The following is a 22699-nucleotide window of genomic DNA, read 5'->3' as shown; positions in this document are numbered from 1 at the left end:
GCCGGGCACTTATTTCTTCGCAGCACGCTCGAAGGAAGAGACGATTTCGGCTTTCGCCGCGTCCACGCCTTCCCAGCCGTCAACCTTCACCCATTTGCCTTTTTCCAGCGCTTTGTACTGCTCGAAGAAGTGGGTGATCTGGCCGCGCAGCAGCTCAGGCAGGTCGTTCACATCTTTAATGTGATCGTACTCTTTGCTCAGCTTGCTGTGTGGCACTGCAACAACCTTGGCATCTTCGCCTGACTCGTCGGTCATCTTCAGCACGCCCACCGGACGGCAGCGGATCACTGAACCTGGCTGCAGCGGGTACGGGGTTGGCACCAGCACGTCAACCGGGTCCCCATCCAGCGACAGGGTATTGTTGATGTAGCCATAGTTGGCCGGGTAGAACATCGCCGTCGCCATAAAGCGGTCAACGAACAGTGCGCCCGTCTCTTTGTCGACTTCGTATTTGATCGGTGAGGCGTTAGCCGGGATCTCGATAACAACATAGATATCGTCTGGCAGATCTTTGCCAGCTGGCACGTGGTTCAGGCTCATGATGAATTCCTTCAATCGTTGCAGGTTGAGTGGCGGCTATTATAGCCATCTCTCCCTCTGTTGCACTCCCCTTTTATCTGCCTTTCAGACTCTCCTGAGTCAGTCAGCGCCCGTCAGCACAGTGGCTGTACTGACCACGCGGCAGAGCGCCTCAGGTGACGAGTGGATTTAGCTTAATCATAAAGTATTAATTTTATTTGTTGTTTTACGTGATGATCATTCTACGGTTAATCGCGATATTTAATTCTATTTGCTTATTTTTCCATGTTTTTTATCAATGAAGTCCATGTGATCTGTATGTTAACCTTCAAGAATCATCATAAGTTATAAAGTTAAGTTGGTTTATTGCCGATAACTGCGTCGTTTTTAGTACCAGGAATAACCAGACTCACCAATCGGGAAAATAATCATGCTAAAAAAAATCTCAATCCGCACCGGGCTGTTAGTGTTACTGGCCACCATGACGCTGCTGCTGCTGCTGGTCAGCGTAATGGGCATCACCGCCATTCACAAAGGCAACAAATCACTGGACGCCATTCAGCGCATTCAGGGGGTAGAACTTAACGCGCTCTACATTACCAACGGCACCCTGCTGCGCACGCGCGCTACGGCCGCACAGGCGATACGGGAGCTGGAGATCGGTCGCCACGATCGTTATGCCGCTACGGTCAAACGCACCGCCAGCTATGCGGAAAAGTCGCAGCAAGAGATGCAGAAATTTATTGAGGCCGGGACTGTGACCGCTCACGGTAAAAAGCTGGCGGAGGCCATCGCCGCCAGCTACGCGGTCTATTTTGATACCGGTATCGCCCCGCTGGTCGCCGCACTGCAAAAAGAGGACATCGGTAGCTACTACGCGCTGCTGGAGGGAAACATCTCCGATCTGGCGGTGACATTTGCCAACACGGTGGCCGATTTTGACGTCTACGCAGACGAGGTCAGCGCGCAGCAGCTGGCGCAGGCTGCGCATAACCAGCGGCTGATGACGCTGCTGATCGCGGTCAGCGGCGTGCTGACCCTGCTGCTGGTGGCGCTGTCCTGGTGGCTGCTGCGTGCGCTGCTGCTGCAACCGCTGGATCGGGCGATTGAACACCTGGAATATGTCGCCGACGGCGATCTCACCCAGCCGCTGCCCGCCGGCGGTAAAAACGAACTGGGCCGGCTGAACGCCGCGCTGGCGACCATGCAGCAGTCGCTGCTGAACTCGGTCAGCCAGGTGCGTGACGCCAGCCTGCAGATTGACGTCGGCAGCCGCGAACTGGCCGCCGGCAACCTCAACCTGTCGCAGCGTACCGAAGAGTCGGCCGCTTCGCTGGAAGAGACCGCCGCCAGCATGGAGCAGCTCACCGCCACCGTGCAGCAGAACGCCGAGAATGCCCGTCAGGCTCACCAGCTGGCGCGTTCGGTCTCTGATACAGCCGACCGCGGCGCGGAAGTAGTGTGCTACGTGATGGAAAAAATGGCCGAGATCACCAACAGCTCGCAGCGCATCGGTGACATTCTCGAAGTGATTGACGGCATTGCCTTCCAGACCAATATCCTGGCGTTGAACGCCTCGGTGGAGGCCGCACGCGCCGGTGAACAGGGGCGGGGCTTTGCGGTGGTCGCCAATGAGGTTCGCACGCTGGCGCAGCGCAGCGCCACCGCAGCCAAAGAGATCCGCACGCTGATCGGTGATTCACAGGCGCGGGTCAACGAAGGCAACAGCATGGCCACCAAAGCCGGCGAGACGATGGATGAGATCTCCAGCGAAGTGATGCGGGTGACCACGCTGATGAAGGAGATCTCCAGCGCCTCCGACGAGCAGCGTAACGGCATTGAGCAGGTCAATCAGGCGGTAACGCAGATGGACGAGGTGGCGCAGCAGAACGCCGCGCTGGTGGAAGAAGCGGCGGCGGCCACCCAGTCGCTGGAAGAGCAGGCGCGTCAGCTGGTAGAGACCATGGCGGTGTTTAAGGTGGCGTAATCCACGGGCATCAGGGTTCTTCATGATGGCCCGGTTGACTTTTAAGGCCGGGCCGCAGGCCGCCGCGCGTCTTGTCGCGGCGGGGTGTATTTACAACTTCAGCCTTTGCCACATCTCATCCAGCACCTGCTGCTGAAAGCGTACAAAGGGTTCGCGCGGCTGCTGGCGTTTGATCACCTCCAGCATCGGGTCATTCACCGTCGTTCGCCTGCCGCTCAGTGACTCCATCACCGCCAGGCCGCAGAAGGGCACATAGTGCTCGCTGTAGCCACCCTCATGCACCATCACCATCCGGCCGCCGCACAGGCGGTCGGCCGCTGCCAGTACCGCGTCGGTCATCGCACGGTAGCTGTCGCTGTGCAGCTGCATCCGCGCCAGCGGATCGAGACCGCTGGCATCATAGCCGCAGGCCACCACGATCAGGTCCGGCTTAAATTTTTCCACCGCCGGCAGCACCCGTTTTTGCAGCGCATACAGATAGCTTTCATGCCCGGCCCCTGCCAGCAACGGAATGTTGAGATTACAGCCGCTGCCTGCCCCCTCGCCACGCTCCTCCTCGCCGGAATAGCCCGGCGGGAAGCAGCGATCCTGATGCAGGGAAATCGTTAGCACGTCATCGCGCTGATAAAACGCGGCCTGGGTACCGTTACCGTGATGCACGTCCCAGTCGATCACCGCGACCCGATTTGCCCCGTGCCGGGCCTGGGCCTGATTAATGGCGATGGGGATATTGGCGAGGAAGCAGAAACCCAGCGGCCGGTCGGCCAGGCAGTGGTGGCCCGGCGGGCGCGACAGCGCGTAAGCGTTATCGAGTTCCCCGCGTAACACCGCATCAACGGCGGCGCAGGCCAGCCCGGCGGACAGGCAGGCAATCTCAAAGCCGCCGGGGCCGACAAAGGCATCCTCCGCCAGCTGGCCGCCGCCACCGTCGCTGAGCGCCTGAAAGCGCTGCAGATAGTCAGCGTCGTGCACTCGTAACAGGTCCTCCAGGCTGGCAGGCTGCGCGCTGTGCCAGCTTAGCTGTGCGGCCAGCCCCGACACCTCAAGCAGGTTTTTAAAGCGGCGTTTGGTTTCCGGGGACTCCACGTGGCCGCCTGCGGAGGGCGGCTGTACCCAACTGCCGGCCAGCATATTGCCGGCGTAGATGCCGCTGGTGTGCCACAGGCAGCGTTCGTCAAAGAAAAAACCGGTGTTGCGCATAACTTCTCTCCTTTGCCAGTTCGAAAACGATCCCTACCTTACGGCGAACCAACGGCTGCGGTGGCGTCATTAAGAGCGATGCGAAGGCGTTGACAACGGCTCATCACGCGGGATTTTGCAGCAGAGAGCAGAGAGCAGAGAGCAGAGAGCAGAGAGCAGAGAGCAGAGAGCAGAGAGCAGAGAGCAGAGAGCAGAATCGGGCGACCCGCAGGCCGCCCGTCCGGAATCAGTTGTCCGGGTACTCGCGCAGGAAGCGTTCGAGGTCGTTAACCATATCTTCGTTGCCGGTGAAGAACGGGCAGCGTTCGTGCAGCGCGGACGGCTGCAGATCGAGAATACGGTTTTTACCGTCGGTGGCTTTACCGCCCGCCTGCTCGGCGAGGAAGGCCATCGGGTTGCACTCATACAGCAGGCGCAGCTTGCCTTTCGGGTGGCTGGCGGTGCTCGGGTAGAGGTAGATGCCGCCCTTCAGCAGGTTGCGGTGGAAGTCTGCCACCAGCGAGCCGATATAACGGGTGGTATATGGGCGATGGGTAGCCTCATCTTCCGCCTGGCAGTACTTCAGGTATTTCTTCACGCCCTGCGGGAAGCGGATGTAGTTGCCTTCGTTGATGGAGTAGGTGTAACCCTTCTCCGGGAAGGTCATCTTCTCGGCGCTCAGGCAGAATACGCCCAGCGACGGATCGTAGGTGAAGGCGTGTACGCCCTTACCGGTGGTGTAAACCAGCATGGTGGATGAGCCGTACACCACGTAACCGGCGGCGACCTGCTGGCTGCCCGGCTGCAGGAAATCGGCTTCCGTGACCGGCGTGCCCACCGGCGTAATGCGGCGGTAGATCGAGAAGATGGTACCAACGGAAACGTTTACGTCGATATTCGAAGAGCCGTCGAGCGGGTCCATCAGCACCACGTACTTGCCGTTTTCCACACCTTCGAACATCACGATCTCATCTTCTTCTTCAGACGCGATGCCGGCAACGATGCCGCGCGCCTTCAGTGCCGCCTTCAGCTTTTCGTTGGCGTAGAGGTCCAGCTTCATCTGCTGTTCACCCTGCACGTTCTCTGCGCCGCTGGCGCCGAGAATATCAATCAGGCCGGCTTTATTGATATCGCGGTGGATGATCTTAGCGCCCAGCTTAATTGCGGAGATTAAAGCGGTCAGTTCACCGGTAGCATGTGGAAAGTCGTGTTGCTTCTCGACGATGAATTCGCCCAACGTTTTCATAACACAATCCCTGAATCTGCGGAGGAGTGGCAGCCTGGTTAACAGAGTGCCTACGTATGTGCACGCAGTTTAGCCGATTGAACGCTAAAGAACATAGGGTAAATCCGTTTCTTCCGCACGATGGCAGCGGTACACTGTGCGGCGAACTTTAAAGGAACGGACTTTTTATGCGTATTCACATCCTCGGTATCTGCGGCACCTTCATGGGCGGTCTGGCGATGCTGGCGCGTGCCCAGGGACATGACGTCACCGGCTCTGATGCCAATGTTTACCCGCCGATGAGCACCCTGCTGGAAAAGCAGGGTATTGATTTAATTCAGGGTTTTGATGTGTCCCAGCTCGATCCGGCTCCGGACCTGGTGATCATCGGCAACGCGATGACCCGCGGTAATCCCTGCGTGGAAGCGGTGCTGGAACGCAATATTCCGTACCTCTCCGGCCCGCAGTGGTTGCACGATTTTGTGCTGCGTGACCGCTGGGTTATCGCGGTGGCCGGCACCCATGGTAAGACCACTACCGCCGGGATGGCGGCATGGATTTTACAGTCGTGCGGCTATGAACCCGGTTTCATTATCGGCGGCGTGCCGGGCAACTTCGACGTGTCGGCGCAGCCCGGCAACAGCCCGTTCTTTGTGATCGAGGCCGATGAGTATGACTGTGCGTTCTTCGACAAACGTTCCAAGTTTGTGCATTACGCGCCGCGTACGCTGATCCTCAATAACCTTGAGTTCGATCACGCCGATATCTTTGACGACCTGCGGGCGATCCAGAAGCAGTTCCACCATCTGGTGCGCATCGTGCCCGGGCAGGGCAAAATCATCCTGCCGGAGAGCGACACGAACCTGAAACAGGTGCTGGCGATGGGCTGCTGGAGCGAGCAGGAGCTGGTGGGTGAACACGGCCAGTGGCAGGCGAAAAAGCTCAACGCAGACGCCTCACGCTGGGAAGTGTGGCTGGCGGGGGAGCGGGTGGCCGAGGTGAACTGGTCGCTGGTGGGGGAACACAACATGCATAACGGGCTGATGGCGATTGCCGCCGCCCGTCACGTTGGCGTGAAGCCGGAAGACGCCGGCCGGGCGCTGGACAGCTTTATCAACGCCCGTCGCCGGCTGGAACTGCGCGGCGAAAGCAAAGGCATCAAGGTCTATGATGACTTTGCCCACCACCCGACCGCCATTCTGGCCACGCTGGCGGCGCTGCGCAGCAAAGTTGGCGGCACCGCGCGTATCCTGGCGGTACTGGAGCCGCGCTCCAATACCATGAAGATGGGCGTGAATAAGGTCGATCTGGCCCCGTCGCTCGGGCGCGCCGACGAAGTGTTCCTGTTCCAGCCGCACCACATTCCATGGCAGGTGTCTGAGGTGGCAGAAGCCTGCGTGCAGCCGGCCCACTGGAGTGCGGATATTGATGCGCTGGTGGAGATGATTGCCAGAAAAGCCCAGCCGGGCGACACCATTCTGGTGATGAGCAACGGCGGCTTTGGCGGTATTCATCAGAAGCTGCTGGACAGGCTGGCGAAGTAGGGGGGAGCGGGCTCAATCCTGCCGGGCTGAGCCACCCACAGCCCGGCAGGAGCAGTGATAAACCGACGCTGGATGGCTATGGAGATAGCGTCAGGCGTACCGGTTTGTCACCGCCCGTTGCCGCGCAGGCAGGACTACTGTGCTTCGGCCAGCTCGCGCAGATACTGGAAGATCTGACGGTAGGCTTTCGGCGGCTTGTTGGCCGCTTTCTCTTTCTGCGCGTTGCGGATCATCGCACGCAGCTGCTGGCGGTCGGCGTCCGGGTAGAGGTTCAGCACCTCAGCCACCGCGTCATCACCCTGTTCTACCAGGCGATCGCGCAGCACTTCCAGCTTGTGGAACAGCGACACCTGCTGGTTGTGGCGGTTCTTCAGCTTGTCCAGCGCGGTACGGATCGGCTCAACGTCGCGCGAGCGCAGCATCTTACCGATCAGCTGCATCTGGCGGCGACGGCCCTCTTTTTTGATTTTCTGCGCCAGCTCAATGGCGGTACGCAGATCGTCATCCAGCGGCAGTTTATCCAGGGAGTTGCTTCCCAGATCTACCATCTCTCCGCCGAGGCGTTTCAGCTCTTCGGCATCACGTTTAATTTCACTTTTACTGACCCAGATAATCTCGTCGTCTTCTTGTTCTTCGTTATCGGGTACGTCATCGAGCCAGTCGTCGGGCTGCTTGGTCATGGTTAGGCTCCTGAAAAAGAGGCTAATGCTATCAGGTTACGCCGCTACTGCGAAATTGTTCTCTGAGTCTGTTAGACTCAAATCAATCGTTATCACCCAGTCGCGGTTTGCTCAGCGTTGAAATCGCACTGTTAATTATATGGCAGGCCAATGAAATTACTCTCACAGGTTGCAGAACAGCGTAAGATCCTTGAACAGGCGGTGGCCACCGCGCTGGAGCTGGCGCAGGCCGGCTCTGACGGTGCCGAAGTCGCGGTCAGCAAAACCACCGGCATCAGCGTCAGCACCCGCTACAGCGAAGTGGAAAACGTTGAGTTCAACAGCGATGGCGCGCTGGGCATCACCGTTTATCATCAAAACCGCAAGGGCAGCGCATCGTCCACCGATCTCAGCCCCGAGGCGATCAAACGTACCGTGCAGGCGGCGATCGACATTGCCCGCTACACCTCGGCCGATCCTTACGCCGGCGTGGCGGATCGCGATCTGCTGGCCTTCGACGCACCGGATCTCGATCTGTTCCATCCGACGGAGATCGACGCCGATCGGGCGATCGAACTGGCCGCCCGCGCGGAAGAGGCGTCGCTGAAGGCGGATACGCGCATCACCAACACCGAAGGCGGCAGCTTTAACAGCCACGTCGGCATCAAAGTGTTCGGCAACAGCCACGGGATGCTGCAGAGCTACTGCTCCAGCCGCCACTCGCTCTCCAGCTGCGTGATCGCCGAACATAACGGCGATATGGAGCGTGATTACGCCTACACCATCGGCCGCGCCATTGAAGACCTCAGGTCGCCGGAGTGGGTCGGGGAAGAGTGCGCGCGCCGCACCCTGTCAAGGTTGTCCCCGCGCAAGCTGTCGACCATGAAAGCGCCGGTGCTGTTCGCGGCGGAAGTGGCCACCGGGCTGTTTGGCCATCTGGTCGGCGCGATCAGCGGCGGCAGCGTTTACCGTAAATCGACCTTCCTGCTCGACTCGATGGGCCAGCAGATCCTGCCGGAATGGCTGACCATTGAAGAGCAGCCGCACCTGCTGAAAGGGCTGGCGTCGACGCCGTTCGACAGCGAAGGCGTGCGCACCACGGCGCGTGACATCGTCAAAGACGGCGTGCTGCAGACCTGGCTGATGACCAGCTATTCGGCGCGCAAGCTGGGGCTGCAGACCACCGGCCACGCCGGCGGCATCCACAACTGGCGCATTGCCGGCCAGGGCCACAGCTTTGAACAGCTGCTGAAGCAGCTGGGCACCGGCCTGGTGGTCACCGAGCTGATGGGCTCGGCGATCAGCGGGCTGACCGGCGACTACTCGCGCGGCGCGTCCGGCTTCTGGGTGGAAAACGGTGAAATCCAGTATCCGGTCAGCGAAGTGACCATCGCCGGCAACCTGCGCGATATGTGGCGCAATATGGTGACCATCGGCAGCGATATCGAAACCCGCAGCAATATCCAGTGTGGCTCTGTCCTGCTGCCGGAGATGAAAATCGCCGGTCAGTAGTCTGCCCGTCTGCCATCGCGCGCAGGGCGGCCACTCACTCAGCTGGCCGCCCTGTTCAACGCGGCGATGCGCGCCCTTTATTCGGTAAAACATTATGTCTCTGAAGGTTATCTCGCAAAATCTTGGGCTGTCGATCGCGGCGGTGAGCCGGGCGCTGAACGGCCACAGCGATATCTCGGAAGAGACGCGCAGGCTGATCCAGGCCGAAGCGGCGCGGATTGGCTACCAGCCCAACACCAACGCCCAGCGGCTGAAAAAGGGCAAGAGCGACGCGGTGGGGCTGGTCTATCCTTACGCCTCCTCGCTGAGCAACGACTATTTCTTTGCCATGGTGGGGGCGATCGGCCACCATCTGGCGGCCAGCGGCGTGGATTTACTGCTGATCACCGACGATCGTCACGATCAGGGGCAGTCGTTTATGCGCCTGCTGGACAGCCGGCGGATCGATGCGCTGATCGTTGCCCATACCCTGGAGCATGATCCGCGCCTGACGCTGCTGCAGCAGAAAAACCTGCCGTTTCTGGCGCTCGGACGCAGCCAGCTGCCGCAGCCTTACGCCTGGTTTGACTTCGATAACCAGCAGGGGGCCTGCATGGCCACCGAACATCTGATCGCCCTTGGGCACCGGCGCATTGCCATGCTCAGCGAAGACCGTGAGCAGGCGTTTATCCTGCAGCGCCGTGCCGGCTACCGTGATGCGCTGCAGCGCCACGGGCTGTCGCCTGACGTCGGGTTCCGCGCGGTGGACGCCACGCGCCGCGCCGGCTACCGCGCCACGCTGGAGCTGCTGGCGCAGCACTCCCCGCCGACGGCGATCCTCACCGACGGCAATATTCAGGGCGAAGGGGCGGTGGCCGCCCTGCGCGAAGCGGGAAGGCTGACCGGGCCGGATGCGATCGCGCTGGTTATCTATGACGGCCTGCCGGACGACTCGCTGAATAATATTGACGCCACCGCCGTGGTGCAGTCGACGCGCGAGGAGATCGGTGCGCAGATTGCACGCATGACCCTGGCGCTGATCGCCGGTGAACCGGCCGGGTCGATCCAGGTGCTGTGGCAGCCGGTGCTGCGCCAGGGGATCACCACCTTTCCCTGCACAGGCTGAGCTTTTCCCCGCCGTTTAACGCCTGGACCCCCCTGTTTCAGCGTGGTGCACCCTGATTAATACCTTATGCCAGTAATGGCATTTTTTTTAACGCAATCACATTTCTTAAACGTTTAAGTTGATCACTTAAACGTTTAAGATCAACTATGGCCTCATCAATGACACAGGGGCCAGATATGAATAACGATATTGTACGACTGCGCAGCGCCACCAGCGATCTGGTGGTGCGCTGCCGACCTTACGCCGAAATAGTCTACTGGGGACCGACGCTGGCATGCTTCTCCGCCGAGGACGTGCAGTCGCTGCAGCGCCCGATTGCCAACGGCAGACTGGACGTCGACCTGCCGCTGACGCTGGCGATGGAGTACGGGCGCGGCCAGTTTGGCTCCCCCGGTATTGAAGGGCACCGCGAGGGGCTGGACGCCGCACCCATTTTTACCACCAGCGCGGTGGCGCTGTCCGGTGACCTGCTGACCGTCACCGCCGAAGACCCGCAGGCCGGGCTGCGCTTAACCAGCGAGCTGCGTCTCGACGCCGACACCGGCGTGCTGCAGGTGCGCCACACGCTGAAAAACCTGCACGCCCTGCCGTGGCAGCTGCACCGCCTGGCCGTAACGCTGCCGGTGCCGGAGCGCGCTGCCGAGGTGATGGCCTTCCACGGCCGCTGGCTCAGGGAGTTCCACACCCACCGCGTTAACCTGGCGCACGGCGGCTTTATCCAGGAGAGCCGCCGCGGGCGCAGCTCCCACGAATACTTCCCGGGCTTTGTGCTGGGCGATACGGGCTTCAGCGAGCAGCGCGGCGAAGTCTGGGGCGTTCACCTCGCCTGGAGCGGCAACCATCGCCTGCGTGCCGACATCAAAACCGATGGCCGCCGCGTGGTGCAGGCGGAAGCGCTCTACCTGCCGGGAGAGATCGCGCTGGAAGAGGGGGCGGAGTTCTCCACGCCGTGGGTCTGTGCCACCCGCTCTGCCAACGGCCTGAACGGTATGAGCCAGGCGTTTCACGCGTGGCTGCGCCAGGCGCGGATCCCCTTTTCCGCCGGTGCCACCCGTCCGGTGCACCTCAATACCTGGGAAGGCATCTACTTCGATCACGATCCGGAATACATCATGCAGATGGCAAGCCGTGCCGCCGCGATCGGCGTCGAGCGCTTTATCATCGACGACGGCTGGTTCCGCGGCCGTGACCACGACCAGGCCGGCCTCGGCGACTGGTATCTCGATGAGAAAAAATATCCGGCGGGGCTGATGCCGGTAATCGACCACGTCCGGCGGCTCGGCATGGCGTTCGGCATCTGGGTTGAGCCGGAGATGATCAACCCGGACTCCGATCTGTTCCGCGCGCATCCCGACTGGGTGCTGCAGCTGCCGGGCTATCAGCAGCCGACCGGCCGCTATCAGTACGTCCTCGACCTCAGCAATCCCGAGGTGTTTGAGTATCTGCTGGAGCGCCTGAGCTGGCTGCTGGGCAGCCATCCGATCGCCTACGTGAAGTGGGATATGAACCGTGAGCTGGTGCAGCCGGGCCATCAGGGACGGCTGGCGGCCGATGCGCAGACGAAGCAGTTTTACCGGCTGCTGGATACGCTCAACCAGCGTTTCCCGCAGGTGGAGTTCGAGTCCTGCGCTTCGGGTGGCGGGCGCGTGGACTACGGCGTGCTGGCGCGCACCCCGCGCTTCTGGGTGTCCGACAACAACGACGCGCTGGAGCGGCAGACCATCCAGCGCGGCATGAGCTACTTCTTCCCGCCGGAGGTGATGGGCCAGCATATCGGCCACCGCCGCTGCCACGCCACCCAGCGTCAGCACAGCATCGGCTTCCGCGGGCTGACGGCGCTGTTCGGCCATATGGGCATCGAGCTGGATCCGGTGAAGGCCGATGACGAGGAGCTGGAGGGCTATCGCCACTATATTCAGCTGCATAAAACGCTGCGGCCGCTGCTGCACGGCGGCATCAGCTGGCGGGTGGATATGCCCGACGATTCTGTGCAGGTGAACGGGGTGGTCAGCCAGGACGGTTCGCAGGCGGTGTTTATGCTGGCGCAGCTGCGCATGCTGCGTTACTCGCTGGCCGGCAACCTCTGTTTCCCGGGGCTGCTGCCCGAGGCGCACTACGAGGTGCGCCTGCTGGACGCACCTGAGATTAAAACCGTGCGCGAGGGGGGCGGTGCCATGCGCGACCTGCCCGCCTGGCTGCGCGAACCGCGGGTGGTGTCCGGCGCCTGGCTGATGCAGGCCGGCCTGGCACTACCGGTGATTGCACCGGAAAGTGCGCTGTTGATCGGACTGACTCAGGTCCGGTAGCAGCGCGCAGATGCACCGACGCTGAACGGCCGCTATAGCGGTCGTTCAGAACAGCAGAACTCTTTTCGCGGACAAACCTACATGGCTACGACCTCTTGCTACTACAAAAATAACCGCAACTTCTGGATCTTTGGCGCGTTCTTCTTCCTCTACTTCTTTATCATGGCAACCTGCTTCCCGTTCCTGCCGATCTGGCTGCATGAGGTGATCGGCCTGAACAAGACCGACACCGGCATCGTTTTCTCCAGCCTGTCGCTGTTTGCCATCCTGTTCCAGCCGGTGCTCGGGGTACTCTCCGACAAGCTCGGGGTGCGCAAACATCTGCTGTGGGTGATCACCCTGCTGCTGCTGTTTTTCGCGCCGTTCTTCCTCTACGTCTTTGCCCCCCTGCTGAAACTCAACATCCTGCTCGGCGCGCTGCTGGGGGGGCTGTATATCGGCTTCTCCTTCAGCGCCGGGGCCGGGGCGATTGAGGCCTACGTGGAAAGAGTCAGCCGCCACAGCGCCTTTGAGTACGGCAAAGCGCGCATGTTTGGCTGCTTCGGCTGGGGGATTTGCGCTTCGACCGCCGGCATCCTGTTCAGCGTGGATCCGGACATCGTGTTCTGGATGGGCTCCGGTGCGGCGATCCTGCTGGCGGTGCTGCTGCTGCTGGCGAAAACGGAGACCCGTCAGTCAAGCACGGTGATCGACGCGCTGGGCGCCAACGCCCCCGCGTTTAACTTTGGCCTGGTAACCGGCCTGTTCAGACAGCGTAAATTCTGGCTGCTGGTGCTGTACGTGGTCGGCGTGGCCTGTATCTATGACGTGTTCGATCAGCAGTTCGCCAACTTCTTTAAATCCTTCTTCAGCTCACCGCAGCAGGGTAACCTGGTGTTCGGCTTCGTCACCACCGGCGGTGAACTGGCTAACGCGCTGATTATGTTCCTGTCGCCGTGGATTATTAACCGCATCGGCGCGAAGAACGCGCTGCTGGTGGCTGGCACCATAATGTCGGTGCGCATCCTCGGGTCCGCGTTCGCCACCACGGTGGCGGAAGTGATTATCCTGAAAATGCTGCACGCCTTCGAGGTGCCGTTCCTGCTGATTGGCGTGTTCAAGTATATCGCCGGCACCTTTGATACGCGGCTGTCGGCCACCATCTACCTGGTGGGCTTCCAGTTCTCCAAGCAGCTGATGTCGATTTTCCTCTCGTCGGCGGCGGGGAACCTGTATGACCGCATCGGCTTCAGTCAGACCTATATGATCCTCGGTCTGATTGCCCTGACCTTCACGGTAATCTCGGCCTTTACCTTATCCGGTGGCGCACGCGGCAGGGTGGCGATGGGCAGCACCGCCTGACCGCCGGCTGGCGCTGGCGCCCGGGAAGTCTGTGACGGCAGCAGAACTTTTCTCAGCCAGCAACACAATCCCCGTTCGACCCTGCAGTTTTTAGGGATATGATGAAGGCGGCCGCTTATCCGGCCGCCTTTTTTGTTCCCATAACAGTCCCCGGCTGCCGCGGCGTTGCCCGCGCAGGATGAGGGGCGCTAAGGACTGAACTGATGCGTAAATTACTGATTGCAATGTTGAGCTCCACCCTGTTATTTACCAGCGTCGCTGCCCTGGCGCAGGACCTGTCTGCCGATATGGACGTGCTGAAAGGCGCTTCCCGTACCGTGCAGAAAACCGATGATAAAGCGGAGATGGTGCGCGCGCTGACCGATATGCGCGCCGCGGCCACCGATGCCAAAACCCAGACGCCGGAAAAGCTGCAGGGGCAGGCGGCGGACAGCGAGCAGGTTAAGCAGTACCACGGCCTGCTTGACCAGCTGATTGGCAGGATCGACGCCAGCCTCAGGCTGGCTAACGCCGGTGACCTGGCGGGTGCGAAGGAGCAGGCCAAAGGCTTCGATGCGATCCGCAACGAAGGCCATAAGCAGTTCCGTTAATCCGCAGAGCACTACGCAGCATCACCCCGTCTCTCCGGGCCCGTTAAGGGCCCGTTTTATTTCTCAGCAAACGCATTACCCACCACTTTTCAGAAAAAGCAGCGGATTCACCACAGGTTCAGCGCTGTCTGCGTATTTTCGGTCCCCGTGCCAGACTCAGCCACCTTCAGCTTCAGGCGCTTCTTCAGCTGACGGCACCAGCCATGCGCGTGGGCGGTTTCGTCGCGTTTTGCGATCCTGCGCCCGCCCGTCTGACGGATTTCCGTTTCAAAGTGGAAAAAGTGGTTCTCAACAGCCGCCGTCCGGCTGCGTACTCTGCGGTAACAGCCACAGTAAGGGGAACACCGTGAGTAATGGAACGCAGCCGGCAGAGGCTATCGCCGGGCAGGATCGGGCCATCCGACAGCTGGCAGAGCGGGTACTGGCGCAAATCAGCCGGCTGTATGCCGCGGCAGGCATTCAACCTGACGCCGTTCAGCTGCAGATGCTGACCTCGCACGTTAAGGCGATGGCGCTGCGCTCGGTGACCGGCGAAGCGCTGCCGGAGGTGGAGGCCGAGCTGTTTGACGAGATCTCTCCCGCCTCAATGGCGCTGGCGCAGCAGGTGGTGGATCTGTTCGGCAACCTGCCGGTGGAAGAGGCCTGGCTGCTGTCGGTACATATCGAAGTCGCCACAGAACATTAATCCTCTGCCTGAGCAACGGCTCAGGCAGACAGTCGGACAAGGGGCAAAATATGTCACAAATTACGGTAGTGATCGGCGATCGTCTGGGTAAAGGGCAGAAAGTTGCCGCCGGCATCGAAAAAGCGGGCGGGCGCGCGGTGGTGGTGCCCGGCGTGGCGGCGGATATGAAGCTGGGCGACGTGATGAAGGCGGAGAATGCCAGCTTCGGCATCTCGTTCTGCGGCAGCGGCGGCGCGGGGGCAATCACCGCGCAGAATAAATATGGCTACAAGGCGAAGCACGGCATGCGCTCGATCGATGAGGGCGTTACCGCCATTAACGAGGGGGCTACGGTGCTCGGCTTCGGCTTTATGGATAAAGAAGAGCTGGGCGAGCGTCTGGTGCAGGCGTGGCTGAAGAAGTACGGCGGATGAAGGAACACTTCACCACCACGGTGAACGTCAGCGGCAAGGGGGCCAGCAGTGATAAAGCCTTTGCCGACGCCCTGAGCCGCGTGCAGCCGCAGCTGCTGCAGTCGAGCGCAAAGGTGCTGTTGCGCATCGAGCCGCTGGACGTGCAGGTGCTGAGCGCGCAGCTGCAGGTGCGCACCGAAAAGTTTCTGTTCTTCTTTCTGCCGCGCGAGCGGCGGCATTACCGCGTTGAGCTGGCGGTTGAAGTCAGCGTCACCGCCATCGATACCGCCCGGGTGAACTTCACCCGCCTCGGCTGACGGCATCCGCAATCACAATAAGGAACAGCTGATGTTTCTGATCGTTCTTTTCAAATCACTGATTATCGGCGGGCTGGTGGGCGTCGGCGTGGGGGCCGGGGCGGCAAGGATGTTTCATGCGCCGACCACCCAGGGCATGGGCGCCTTCCGCACCCTCGGCGAGCTGAACTCCTGCGAGGGCGATCCGGCATCGCACTTCTCGTTCGGCCTCGGGTTCTTCTTTAACGCCTGGGCCTCCTCGGTGGCCGCCGGCTCCTTCACCCAGGACGTTGACCACCGCATTCTGCCCAACTGGGGCGCGGCGGCGCTGATGGTTAAAAACCGCAACGTGGCCGAAACGCTGCACAACCCGAAGAAGATGGCCATCGCCTGCGGCCTGATCGGCATGATCGTCGTGGCGTTCCTCAACTCCACCGCCTCGGCGGTGCCTGCCGCGCTGCAGGTGACGGCGGTCAAGGTGCTGGTGCCGGCGGCTAACCTGCTGGTCAACACGGTGATGCCGGTGATCTTCTGGCTGGCGGCAATCGATGCCGGCAAAAAGTCCGGCTTCTGGGCGACCATCTTCGGCGGCCTTGCGCAGCTGATTATGGGTAACGCGGTACCGGGGCTGGTGCTGGGCATTCTGATCGGCAAAGGCGTGGAAGAGAGCGGCTGGACGCGGGTCACCAAAGTGATGATGGTGGCAATCGTGCTGCTGTTCGTGCTCAGCGGCTTCTTCCGCGGATTTGACATGAAGCTGCTGGAGTCCTTCCGCCTCGGCGTGCCCGGCTGGCTGGATATGATCCACAACACCCTGAGCGGTAAGTAAGAGGAGCAGGTATGGAAGAGTCAAAAAGCGGTTTCTGGTACGCCGACTGGTCGTTCCCGATCTTTGTCGGCCTGCTCTCATCCGGGGTGTTTGCCGGTACGCACATGTACTACGTCTACGGGCTTGGCGCGTTTAACGAAGTGGCATTTGTCTCGATGCTGCGTGCGGGGATGGAGACCGGCGTCTACGGCGCGGTGGCCGCCTTTGGTGCCAGCTTCCTGTTTGCGCGCATTATCGAAGGTTCGCTGGTCGGCATTCTGGATATCGGCGGCGCGATCCAGACCGGGGTCGGCCTTGGCGTACCGGCGCTGCTGCTGGGTGCCGGGATCGTCTTCCCGGTCGCCAACTTTGCCGCATCGCTGGCCACCGGCCTGGCGGTCGGGCTGGCGATCGGTTACCTGATTATCCTCGCGCGTAAGTTCACCATCAGCAACAGCGACTCCACCTACGGCGCCGACGTGATGATGGGGGCGGGTAACGCTTCCGGGCGTTTCCTCGGCCCGCTGATTATCCTGTCGGCGATGAGCGCCTCGATCCCGATCGGCCTCGGATCGCTGGCCGGATCGCTGCTGTTCTATCTGTGGAACAAACCGATTACCGGTGGGGCGATCCTCGGCGCGATGGCGCTGGGCGCGCTGTTCCCGATCTCGCTGTAACGCTGTCGTGCGGCGGCTCCGGCCGCCGCGCAGAGGAGAACACCATGTTTGATTTGATTATCCGCCGCGCCCGGCTCAGCGACGGCAGCCTGAGCGATATCGCCGTGCGTGAGGACAAAATTGCCGCCGTGGGCAGCGTGGCGGGCGACGCGCGGCGCGAGTGGGACCTGGCCGGGCGGGTGTGGCTGAGCGCCGGCTGGATCGACAGCCACGTGCACTGTTACCCGAAATCGCCGATCTACCACGACGAGGCGGATCGCATCGGCGTTGCCACCGGGGTGACCACGGTGATCGACGCCGGCAGCACCGGCGCTGACCAGGTCGATGACTTTTATCAGCTGACCCGCGGCTGCGACACCCGGGTGCTGGCGCTGCTGAATATCGCCCGCAGCGGCATTGAGACCCAGAACGAACTGGCCGATATGTCGCGTATCGACGGTGCGGCGGTGCAGGCCGCGCTGCGGCGGCTGCCGCAGTTTATCGTCGGCCTGAAGGCGCGCATCAGCAGCAGCGTGGTGGAGAGTAACGGCATCAGGCCGCTGGAGCGTGCCAAAACGCTGCAGCAGGAGAACGGCGGGCTGCCGCTGATGGTGCACATCGGCAACGCGCCGCCGGATCTGGATCAGATTGCCGGTCTGCTCGGGCGCGGCGACATCATCACCCACTGCTACAACGGCAAACCCAACCGCATTCTGACGCCGGCGGGCGAGCTGCGCGCCTCGGTACAACAGGCGCTGGCGCGCGGCGTGCGGCTGGACGTGGGCCACGGCAGTGCCAGCTTCAGCTTTGCGGTGGCGCAGGCGGCGATCGCCCGCGGCATCCTGCCGCACACCATCAGCTCCGATATTTACTGCCGCAACCGTCTGCACGGGCCGGTGCGCAGCCTGGCACACGTAATGTCGAAATTTCTCAACATCGGCATGACGCTGCCGCAGGTAATCGACTGCGTCACCGCCCATGCCGCCGACGGGCTGAGGCTGCAGGGCCGCGGCCGGCTGCAGCCGGGCATGGACGCCGATCTGACCCTTTTCGATCTGCGTTCTGAACCCTGCCTGTTTACCGACGCCGACGGCGAGACGCTGAACGGCGAGCGGCAGCTGGTGCCGCTCGCCGCCGTGGTCGGCGGGCAGATCTTTTTCACCGAACAAGGGGAGCACAGCGATGACTTCTGTTTATGAACACTACGGCTTAAAGCCGGTGATTAACGCCTCCGGACGCATGACGATCCTCGGGGTATCTACCCCGGGAGCGGCGGTGGTGGACGCGGTTAATGACGGCCTCAGCCACTACTTTGAGATGAAAGACCTGGTGGACAAAACCGGCGCGTACATTGCCGGGCTGCTCGGTTGCGAAGATGCGCTGGTGGTCTCCTGCGCCTCGGCCGGCATTGCCCAGTCGGTGGCGGCGGTCATCGTCCGCGACGACGACTGGCTGCTCGACAACCTGCACAGCGCGCCGCTCAGCGTGCCGCATGAGATCGTGCTGCCGAAAGGCCACAACGTCAATTTCGGTGCCCCGGTGGGCACCATGGTGGCGCTGGGCGGCGGACGACTGGTGGAAGCGGGCTACGCCAACGAATGTTCCCCGGCGCAGCTGGCCGCGGCGGTGACCGCCCGCACGGCGGCGATCCTCTACATCAGGTCGCACCACTGCGTGCAGAAAAGCCACCTCAGCGTGGCGCAGGCGGCAGCGGTAGCGCGTGAGCACGGCGTGCCGCTGATCGTCGATGCCGCTGCCGAAGAGGACCTGCAGGCGTACTACGCTGCGGGGGCCGATCTGGTGATCTACAGCGGGGCCAAAGCCATTGAAGGGCCGACCAGCGGGCTGGTGGTCGGACGGCAGCGTCATATTGCCTGGGTGAAACGCCAGTCGCAGGGCATTGGCCGGGCGATGAAGGTCGGTAAAGAGGGCATTCTCGGCCTGACCCGCGCGGTGGAAGAGTACCTGCAGCAGGAGAAGGTCAGCGGCGCAGCAATGGTGGAAAAAATGACGCCATTTATTGCGCAGCTTAACGGCCTGCACGGCGTGCAGGCGCGGGTGGTATGGGACAGCGCCGGGCGCGATATCGCCCGCACCGAAATTCAACTGGATGAGGCGGCTAACGGCCGCAGCACCGCCGCGCTGGTGCAGGCGCTGAAACAGGGCCGCCCGGCGATCTACTTCCGTGGCTACAAGGCCAACGAAGGCATCGTCGAGGTGGACGTGCGCAGCGTCAGCGCCGAACAGCTGCACACCCTTTATCTTGCTATCGCGTCACTGTTAACCGGAGAACACCAGGGATGAAACTGAGCCCCAATTTTTATCGCAATCGCGTCTGCCTGAACGTGCTGGCCGCCTCGCATCAGAACGCCCGCGACGTGTGGCAAGCGGCGGAGGGCTACGTGCTGGTCGGCGTGCTGTCAAAAAACTACCCCAGCGTACACGCCGCGGTGTCGGATATGCGCGAATACGCGCGGCTGACCGATAACGCGCTGTCGGTCGGGCTGGGGGCGGGCGATCCTAAGCAGTCGGCGATGGTCAGTGAGATTGCTGCCCTGGTACAGCCGCAGCACGTCAATCAGGTGTTCACCGGCGTCGGCACCAGCCGGGCGCTGCTCGGCCAGCAGCAGACGCTGGTTAACGGGCTGATCTCCCCCAGCGGTCGGCCTGGCTGGGTCAACGTGGCCACCGGGCCGCTCAGCGCACAGGCCGAACCGGCGCTGGTGCCGGTGGCCAGCGCCATCGCCATGCTGCGCGATATGGGCGGCAGCTCGCTGAAGTACTACCCGATGGGCGGCACGGCGCGGCTGGATGAGTTCCGTGAAGTGGCGCGCGCCTGTGCGCAGCAGGATTTCTGGCTGGAGCCGACCGGCGGTATCGATCTGGCCAACTACGGCACCATTATGCAGATCGCGCTGGATGCCGGCGTCAGTAAAATCGTGCCGCATATCTACAGTTCGATCATTGACCCGGAAACCGGCCTGACCCGGCCGCAGGACGTGGCCGAACTGCTGAATATTACCCAGCAGCTGCTGAAGTAAGCCGCCCGTCAGGTGCCTGCCGGGAGAGAGGCTGCTGTTTCCTCTGGCATCTGACAATGACTAGCGGTGGATGATTGCCGGCAATGGCTGCTGGGGTATCTGATGATGACAGGCAGCGGTATCCGGCAAGGGTCGCTGGTGGTATCTGATGATGACTGACGTCGGTATCCGGCTATCGCGGTCGGCGACGCCTGGCGGCGTGCGGATCGTGGCAGATCGCGTTTTAAGGATTTGCCACTATTTTCTCGGCGCGAATAAAGTTAGGCTGCCTTTCTCCTTCGTCTTCAACCCGCGTGGCACACTGGAAAAAGCACATCGTGAGATTCCCTAATCAACGTCTGGCCCAGCTGTTTGCCCTGCTGCAAAACGAGCCGCTGCCGCAGGATGAGCTGGCGCGGCGGCTGGCCGTCTCCACCCGCACCGTGCGCACCGATATCGCCGCGCTGAACCAGCTGATGGCCGATCACGGTGCCAGCCTGCAGCTCAATCGCGGCAGCGGCTATCAGCTGCAGATTGACGATGAGCGCCGTTTCCATGCGATGCTGCAAACCGCCGCGCCCGCTGCCGGCACGCCGCGCACCTCGGCCGACCGCGTGCTGCAGCTGTTGCTGCGTTTTCTCACCTCCGCCTTTGCGCTGAAGCTGGAAGATCTGGCCTGTGAGTGGTTCGTCAGCCGCAATACGCTGCAGGGGGATATGGCGGAGGTGCGCGAGTGGCTGGGCCGCTATGAGCTGACGATTGAGAGCCGGCCGCGTTTCGGCATGAAGCTGTTCGGCCCTGAGCGGGCGATCCGCAGCGGCCTGACCGATCTGCTCTATCAGCACAGCAGCGCCGGGCCCTTAGCGCCGACGCTGAGCGCGGCGCTCGACGACCAACGGCTGGCAGCCGTGCAGCCGCTGCTGCACCAGGCGTTGCTGCACTCCGGACTTAGGGTCAGCGATGACGGTGAGCGCTACCTGCGGCTCTACTGTGCGCTGGCGGTACAGCGGCTGGCGGCGGGTTGCCCGTTAAACGAGGCGATTGCCACCGAGGTGGATGATGACGTGCAGCAGGCGGCACGTCAGCTTGCCGCGCTGCTGCAGCCGCTGGCGGGCAGGGTGCTGCCCGCCGCCGAAGAGGCCTGGCTGCGGGTGCAGCTGGCGGCGCGACGCATCGGCGAGCTTGCCGCCGGGACGATCGGTGCCGATGACGATGAGCTGCTGGTCGACTATCTGCTGCGCTACATCAACGAGCGCTATAACTTTGCCCTGCAGCACGACCGGCAGCTGCGCGCCGATCTGCTGACCCACGTTAAAACCCTGATCACCCGCCTGCGTTATCAGATCGCCATTCCGAATCCGCTGCTCGACAACATCAAGCAGCACTACCCGCTGGCGTACGACATTACGCTGTCGGCGGTGACCAGCTGGAGTAAACATACCCCTTACCGCGTCAGCGAGAATGAGGTCGGTTTTCTGGTGCTGCACATTGGCGTCGGGCTTGAGCGTCACTATCAGGTTGGCTATCAGCGTCAGCCGCAGGTGATGCTGGTCTGCGACAGCGGCAACTCCACCCTGCGCATGCTGCAGGCGATGCTGCTGCGGCACTATCCGCAGCTGGTGGTACAGGAGATGATCACCCGGCGCGATTATGAACAGCTGACGACGGTGGAGGCGGATTTTGTGGTCTCTACCGTGCGGCTGGAGGAGAAAGAGAAGCCGGTGGTGGTGGTCGATCCGTTCCCCAGCGACTATCAGCTGGAGCAGCTGGGCAAGCTGGCGCTGCTGGATCGCACCCGCCCCTGGATGCTGGAGAAATACTTCTCAGAACGGCACTTCCTGCGGCTGGAGCAGCCCGTTGCGCGCAGCGAGCTGTTTCGCCAGCTGTGCGATCGGCTGCAGCAGGATGGGGTGGTGGATACGGCCTTTTACCCCTCAGTGGAGGAGCGCGAAGCCATCGTCAGCACGCTGCTCGGTGAGGGCATCGCGCTGCCGCACGCGCTGGGGCTGCAGGCGCAGCGCAGCTGCGTCTATACCGTGCTGGCCCCGCAGGGGATCGCCTGGGGTGACGAGACGGCCTATGTGATCTTCCTGCTGGCGATCAGCAAGGAGGACTATGAGCAGGCGATGGCGATCTACGAGCTGTTTGTCACCTTTGTCCGCGAACGCGCCACGCTGCGGCTGCGCGACTGTGCCGACTTTGCCAGCTTTAAGACGGTAGCGATGGAGTGCTTAAGCCGGCTGTAAGCCCGGCAGATCGGCTTACGGGGCCAGCCGCTGCCGGCCCCCGGAGGATTATTTCAGAATGGTGAAGGCGGTGGTGACGTGCTTCACGCCGCTGACGCGGCTGGCGATATCGGCCGCGGCTTTGGCTTCTTCACTGGTCACCAGGCCCAGCAGGAACACCTCACCGTTCTCGGTGGTCACCTTCACGTTAGAAGATTTCACCTGGTCGCTGCCCAGCAGCTGCGAACGCACCTTGGTGGTGATCCAGGTATCGGACGAGGCGGTGCCGAAGCTGGCCTTATTGCCGGTACGGATCTCGTTATAGACCTCGGTCGCGCCATCGACGCCAACGGCGATCTGTTTGGCACGGCTGGACAGCTCGGCGTTCGGCGACTGGCCGGTCAGCAGCACTTTGCCCTGATAGGCGGTGGCGACGATGCGGGCGTTCTGTTTGATCTGCTCATCTTTCGACAAGGCGTTGGTCACGCGCAGCTCCAGCGTGCCGTCATCAACCTGGGTGCCAACGGAGCGCGGGTCGGTCGCGCTTTTGGTGGCGACGGCCGCGCTGCCAACCACGGCCGCCACGCAGCCCTGCAACAGTAACGCGGTCAGAATCACGGCACCGGCAGATAATATTTTCATTTGATCTC

The 22699-nt window shown here is 61.9% G+C and carries 21 protein-coding genes; 16 read left to right on the top strand and 5 right to left on the bottom strand.

The window, feature by feature from the left end:
• Positions 1 to 9 precede the first annotated feature (9 nt).
• The gene (gene ppa, locus GKQ23_RS21065; RefSeq protein ID WP_056235473.1) at positions 10 to 540 is read right to left on the bottom strand and encodes an inorganic diphosphatase; all 531 of its coding nucleotides are present in this window, start codon (positions 538 to 540) and stop codon (positions 10 to 12) included.
• Between the two features lie 409 nt (positions 541 to 949).
• On the opposite strand from ppa, the gene GKQ23_RS21060 reads away from it, so the two are divergent.
• A complete protein-coding gene (locus GKQ23_RS21060) occupies positions 950 to 2506 on the top strand; it encodes a methyl-accepting chemotaxis protein (RefSeq protein ID WP_212409352.1) in 1557 nt (518 codons plus the stop codon).
• Between the two features lie 90 nt (positions 2507 to 2596).
• On the opposite strand, the gene GKQ23_RS21055 is transcribed toward GKQ23_RS21060, so the two are convergent.
• Together GKQ23_RS21055 and fbp are read right to left on the bottom strand one after the other, a co-directional pair.
• Positions 2597 to 3706: a class II histone deacetylase gene (locus GKQ23_RS21055; RefSeq protein ID WP_212409351.1), complete on the bottom strand. Its 1110-nt coding sequence runs from the start codon at positions 3704 to 3706 to the stop codon at positions 2597 to 2599.
• Between the two features lie 226 nt (positions 3707 to 3932).
• The gene (gene fbp / locus GKQ23_RS21050; protein ID WP_056235478.1) at positions 3933 to 4931 is read right to left on the bottom strand and encodes a class 1 fructose-bisphosphatase; all 999 of its coding nucleotides are present in this window, start codon (positions 4929 to 4931) and stop codon (positions 3933 to 3935) included.
• 167 nt (positions 4932 to 5098) lie between these two features.
• Here fbp and mpl point away from each other — a divergent pair, with 167 nt between their 5' ends.
• Positions 5099 to 6454, top strand: coding sequence for a UDP-N-acetylmuramate:L-alanyl-gamma-D-glutamyl-meso-diaminopimelate ligase (mpl, locus tag GKQ23_RS21045; RefSeq protein ID WP_212409350.1), 1356 nt, complete (start codon positions 5099 to 5101; stop codon positions 6452 to 6454).
• A gap of 134 nt (positions 6455 to 6588) precedes the next feature.
• On the opposite strand, the gene yjgA is transcribed toward mpl, so the two are convergent.
• Complete coding sequence (gene yjgA / locus GKQ23_RS21040; protein WP_056235483.1) at positions 6589 to 7134, bottom strand: ribosome biogenesis factor YjgA; 546 nt, start codon at positions 7132 to 7134, stop codon at positions 6589 to 6591.
• 150 nt (positions 7135 to 7284) lie between these two features.
• On the opposite strand from yjgA, the gene pmbA reads away from it, so the two are divergent.
• The 14 genes from pmbA (at position 7285) to GKQ23_RS20970 (ending at position 22070) form a co-directional block, all read left to right on the top strand.
• Positions 7285 to 8625 carry a metalloprotease PmbA gene (gene pmbA / locus GKQ23_RS21035; RefSeq protein ID WP_101506108.1) on the top strand — a complete coding sequence of 447 codons (1341 nt, stop codon included), beginning with the start codon at positions 7285 to 7287 and terminating at the stop codon, positions 8623 to 8625.
• A 94-nt stretch (positions 8626 to 8719) separates the two neighbouring features.
• Positions 8720 to 9730 carry a substrate-binding domain-containing protein gene (locus GKQ23_RS21030; protein WP_056235490.1) on the top strand — a complete coding sequence of 337 codons (1011 nt, stop codon included), beginning with the start codon at positions 8720 to 8722 and terminating at the stop codon, positions 9728 to 9730.
• A 176-nt stretch (positions 9731 to 9906) separates the two neighbouring features.
• On the top strand, positions 9907 to 12036 hold the full coding sequence (locus GKQ23_RS21025; RefSeq protein ID WP_212409349.1) for an alpha-galactosidase: 2130 nt from the start codon (positions 9907 to 9909) through the stop codon (positions 12034 to 12036).
• Positions 12037 to 12117: 81 nt separating this feature from the next.
• Positions 12118 to 13377: an MFS transporter gene (locus GKQ23_RS21020; protein WP_212409348.1), complete on the top strand. Its 1260-nt coding sequence runs from the start codon at positions 12118 to 12120 to the stop codon at positions 13375 to 13377.
• Positions 13378 to 13580: 203 nt separating this feature from the next.
• On the top strand, positions 13581 to 13967 hold the full coding sequence (gene cybC / locus GKQ23_RS21015) for a cytochrome b562 (protein ID WP_212409347.1): 387 nt from the start codon (positions 13581 to 13583) through the stop codon (positions 13965 to 13967).
• A gap of 346 nt (positions 13968 to 14313) precedes the next feature.
• Complete coding sequence (locus GKQ23_RS24015) at positions 14314 to 14652, top strand: glycine dehydrogenase (RefSeq protein WP_056235503.1); 339 nt, start codon at positions 14314 to 14316, stop codon at positions 14650 to 14652.
• A gap of 50 nt (positions 14653 to 14702) precedes the next feature.
• Positions 14703 to 15065 carry an SFCGS family glycine-rich protein gene (locus tag GKQ23_RS21005; protein WP_056235504.1) on the top strand — a complete coding sequence of 121 codons (363 nt, stop codon included), beginning with the start codon at positions 14703 to 14705 and terminating at the stop codon, positions 15063 to 15065.
• Positions 15062 to 15361: a DUF4312 family protein gene (locus tag GKQ23_RS21000; protein WP_212411912.1), complete on the top strand. Its 300-nt coding sequence runs from the start codon at positions 15062 to 15064 to the stop codon at positions 15359 to 15361. The genes GKQ23_RS21005 and GKQ23_RS21000 overlap by 4 nt, the downstream gene beginning before the upstream one ends.
• Positions 15362 to 15392: 31 nt before the next feature.
• Positions 15393 to 16169, top strand: coding sequence for a DUF4311 domain-containing protein (locus tag GKQ23_RS20995; RefSeq protein WP_056235510.1), 777 nt, complete (start codon positions 15393 to 15395; stop codon positions 16167 to 16169).
• A gap of 11 nt (positions 16170 to 16180) precedes the next feature.
• Positions 16181 to 16825, top strand: coding sequence for a DUF4310 family protein (locus GKQ23_RS20990; RefSeq protein WP_056235513.1), 645 nt, complete (start codon positions 16181 to 16183; stop codon positions 16823 to 16825).
• A gap of 44 nt (positions 16826 to 16869) precedes the next feature.
• Entirely contained in the window at positions 16870 to 18003 is a 1134-nt protein-coding gene (locus GKQ23_RS20985; protein WP_212409345.1) for an amidohydrolase/deacetylase family metallohydrolase, read from the top strand.
• Positions 17987 to 19108, top strand: a complete 1122-nt coding sequence (locus GKQ23_RS20980; protein ID WP_212409344.1) for a DgaE family pyridoxal phosphate-dependent ammonia lyase — start codon at positions 17987 to 17989, stop codon at positions 19106 to 19108. Before GKQ23_RS20985 ends, GKQ23_RS20980 begins: the two co-directional genes overlap by 17 nt.
• Complete coding sequence (locus tag GKQ23_RS20975) at positions 19105 to 19845, top strand: KDGP aldolase family protein (protein ID WP_212409343.1); 741 nt, start codon at positions 19105 to 19107, stop codon at positions 19843 to 19845. Before GKQ23_RS20980 ends, GKQ23_RS20975 begins: the two co-directional genes overlap by 4 nt.
• Before the next feature lie 317 nt (positions 19846 to 20162).
• Positions 20163 to 22070 carry a transcription antiterminator gene (locus GKQ23_RS20970; RefSeq protein ID WP_212409342.1) on the top strand — a complete coding sequence of 636 codons (1908 nt, stop codon included), beginning with the start codon at positions 20163 to 20165 and terminating at the stop codon, positions 22068 to 22070.
• A 48-nt stretch (positions 22071 to 22118) separates the two neighbouring features.
• Here the strand turns inward: GKQ23_RS20970 and dolP are convergent, their stop codons facing one another.
• A complete protein-coding gene (gene dolP / locus GKQ23_RS20965; protein ID WP_056235527.1) occupies positions 22119 to 22691 on the bottom strand; it encodes a division/outer membrane stress-associated lipid-binding lipoprotein in 573 nt (190 codons plus the stop codon).
• Positions 22692 to 22699: the final 8 nt, after the last annotated feature.

The sequence above is a fragment of the Erwinia sp. E602 genome, from assembly GCF_018141005.1.
In the GTDB taxonomy this organism is placed as follows: Bacteria; Pseudomonadota; Gammaproteobacteria; order Enterobacterales; family Enterobacteriaceae; genus Erwinia.
The sequence above is the reverse complement of the archived record's forward strand: the minus strand, read 5'-3'. Positions and strand labels throughout refer to the sequence as shown.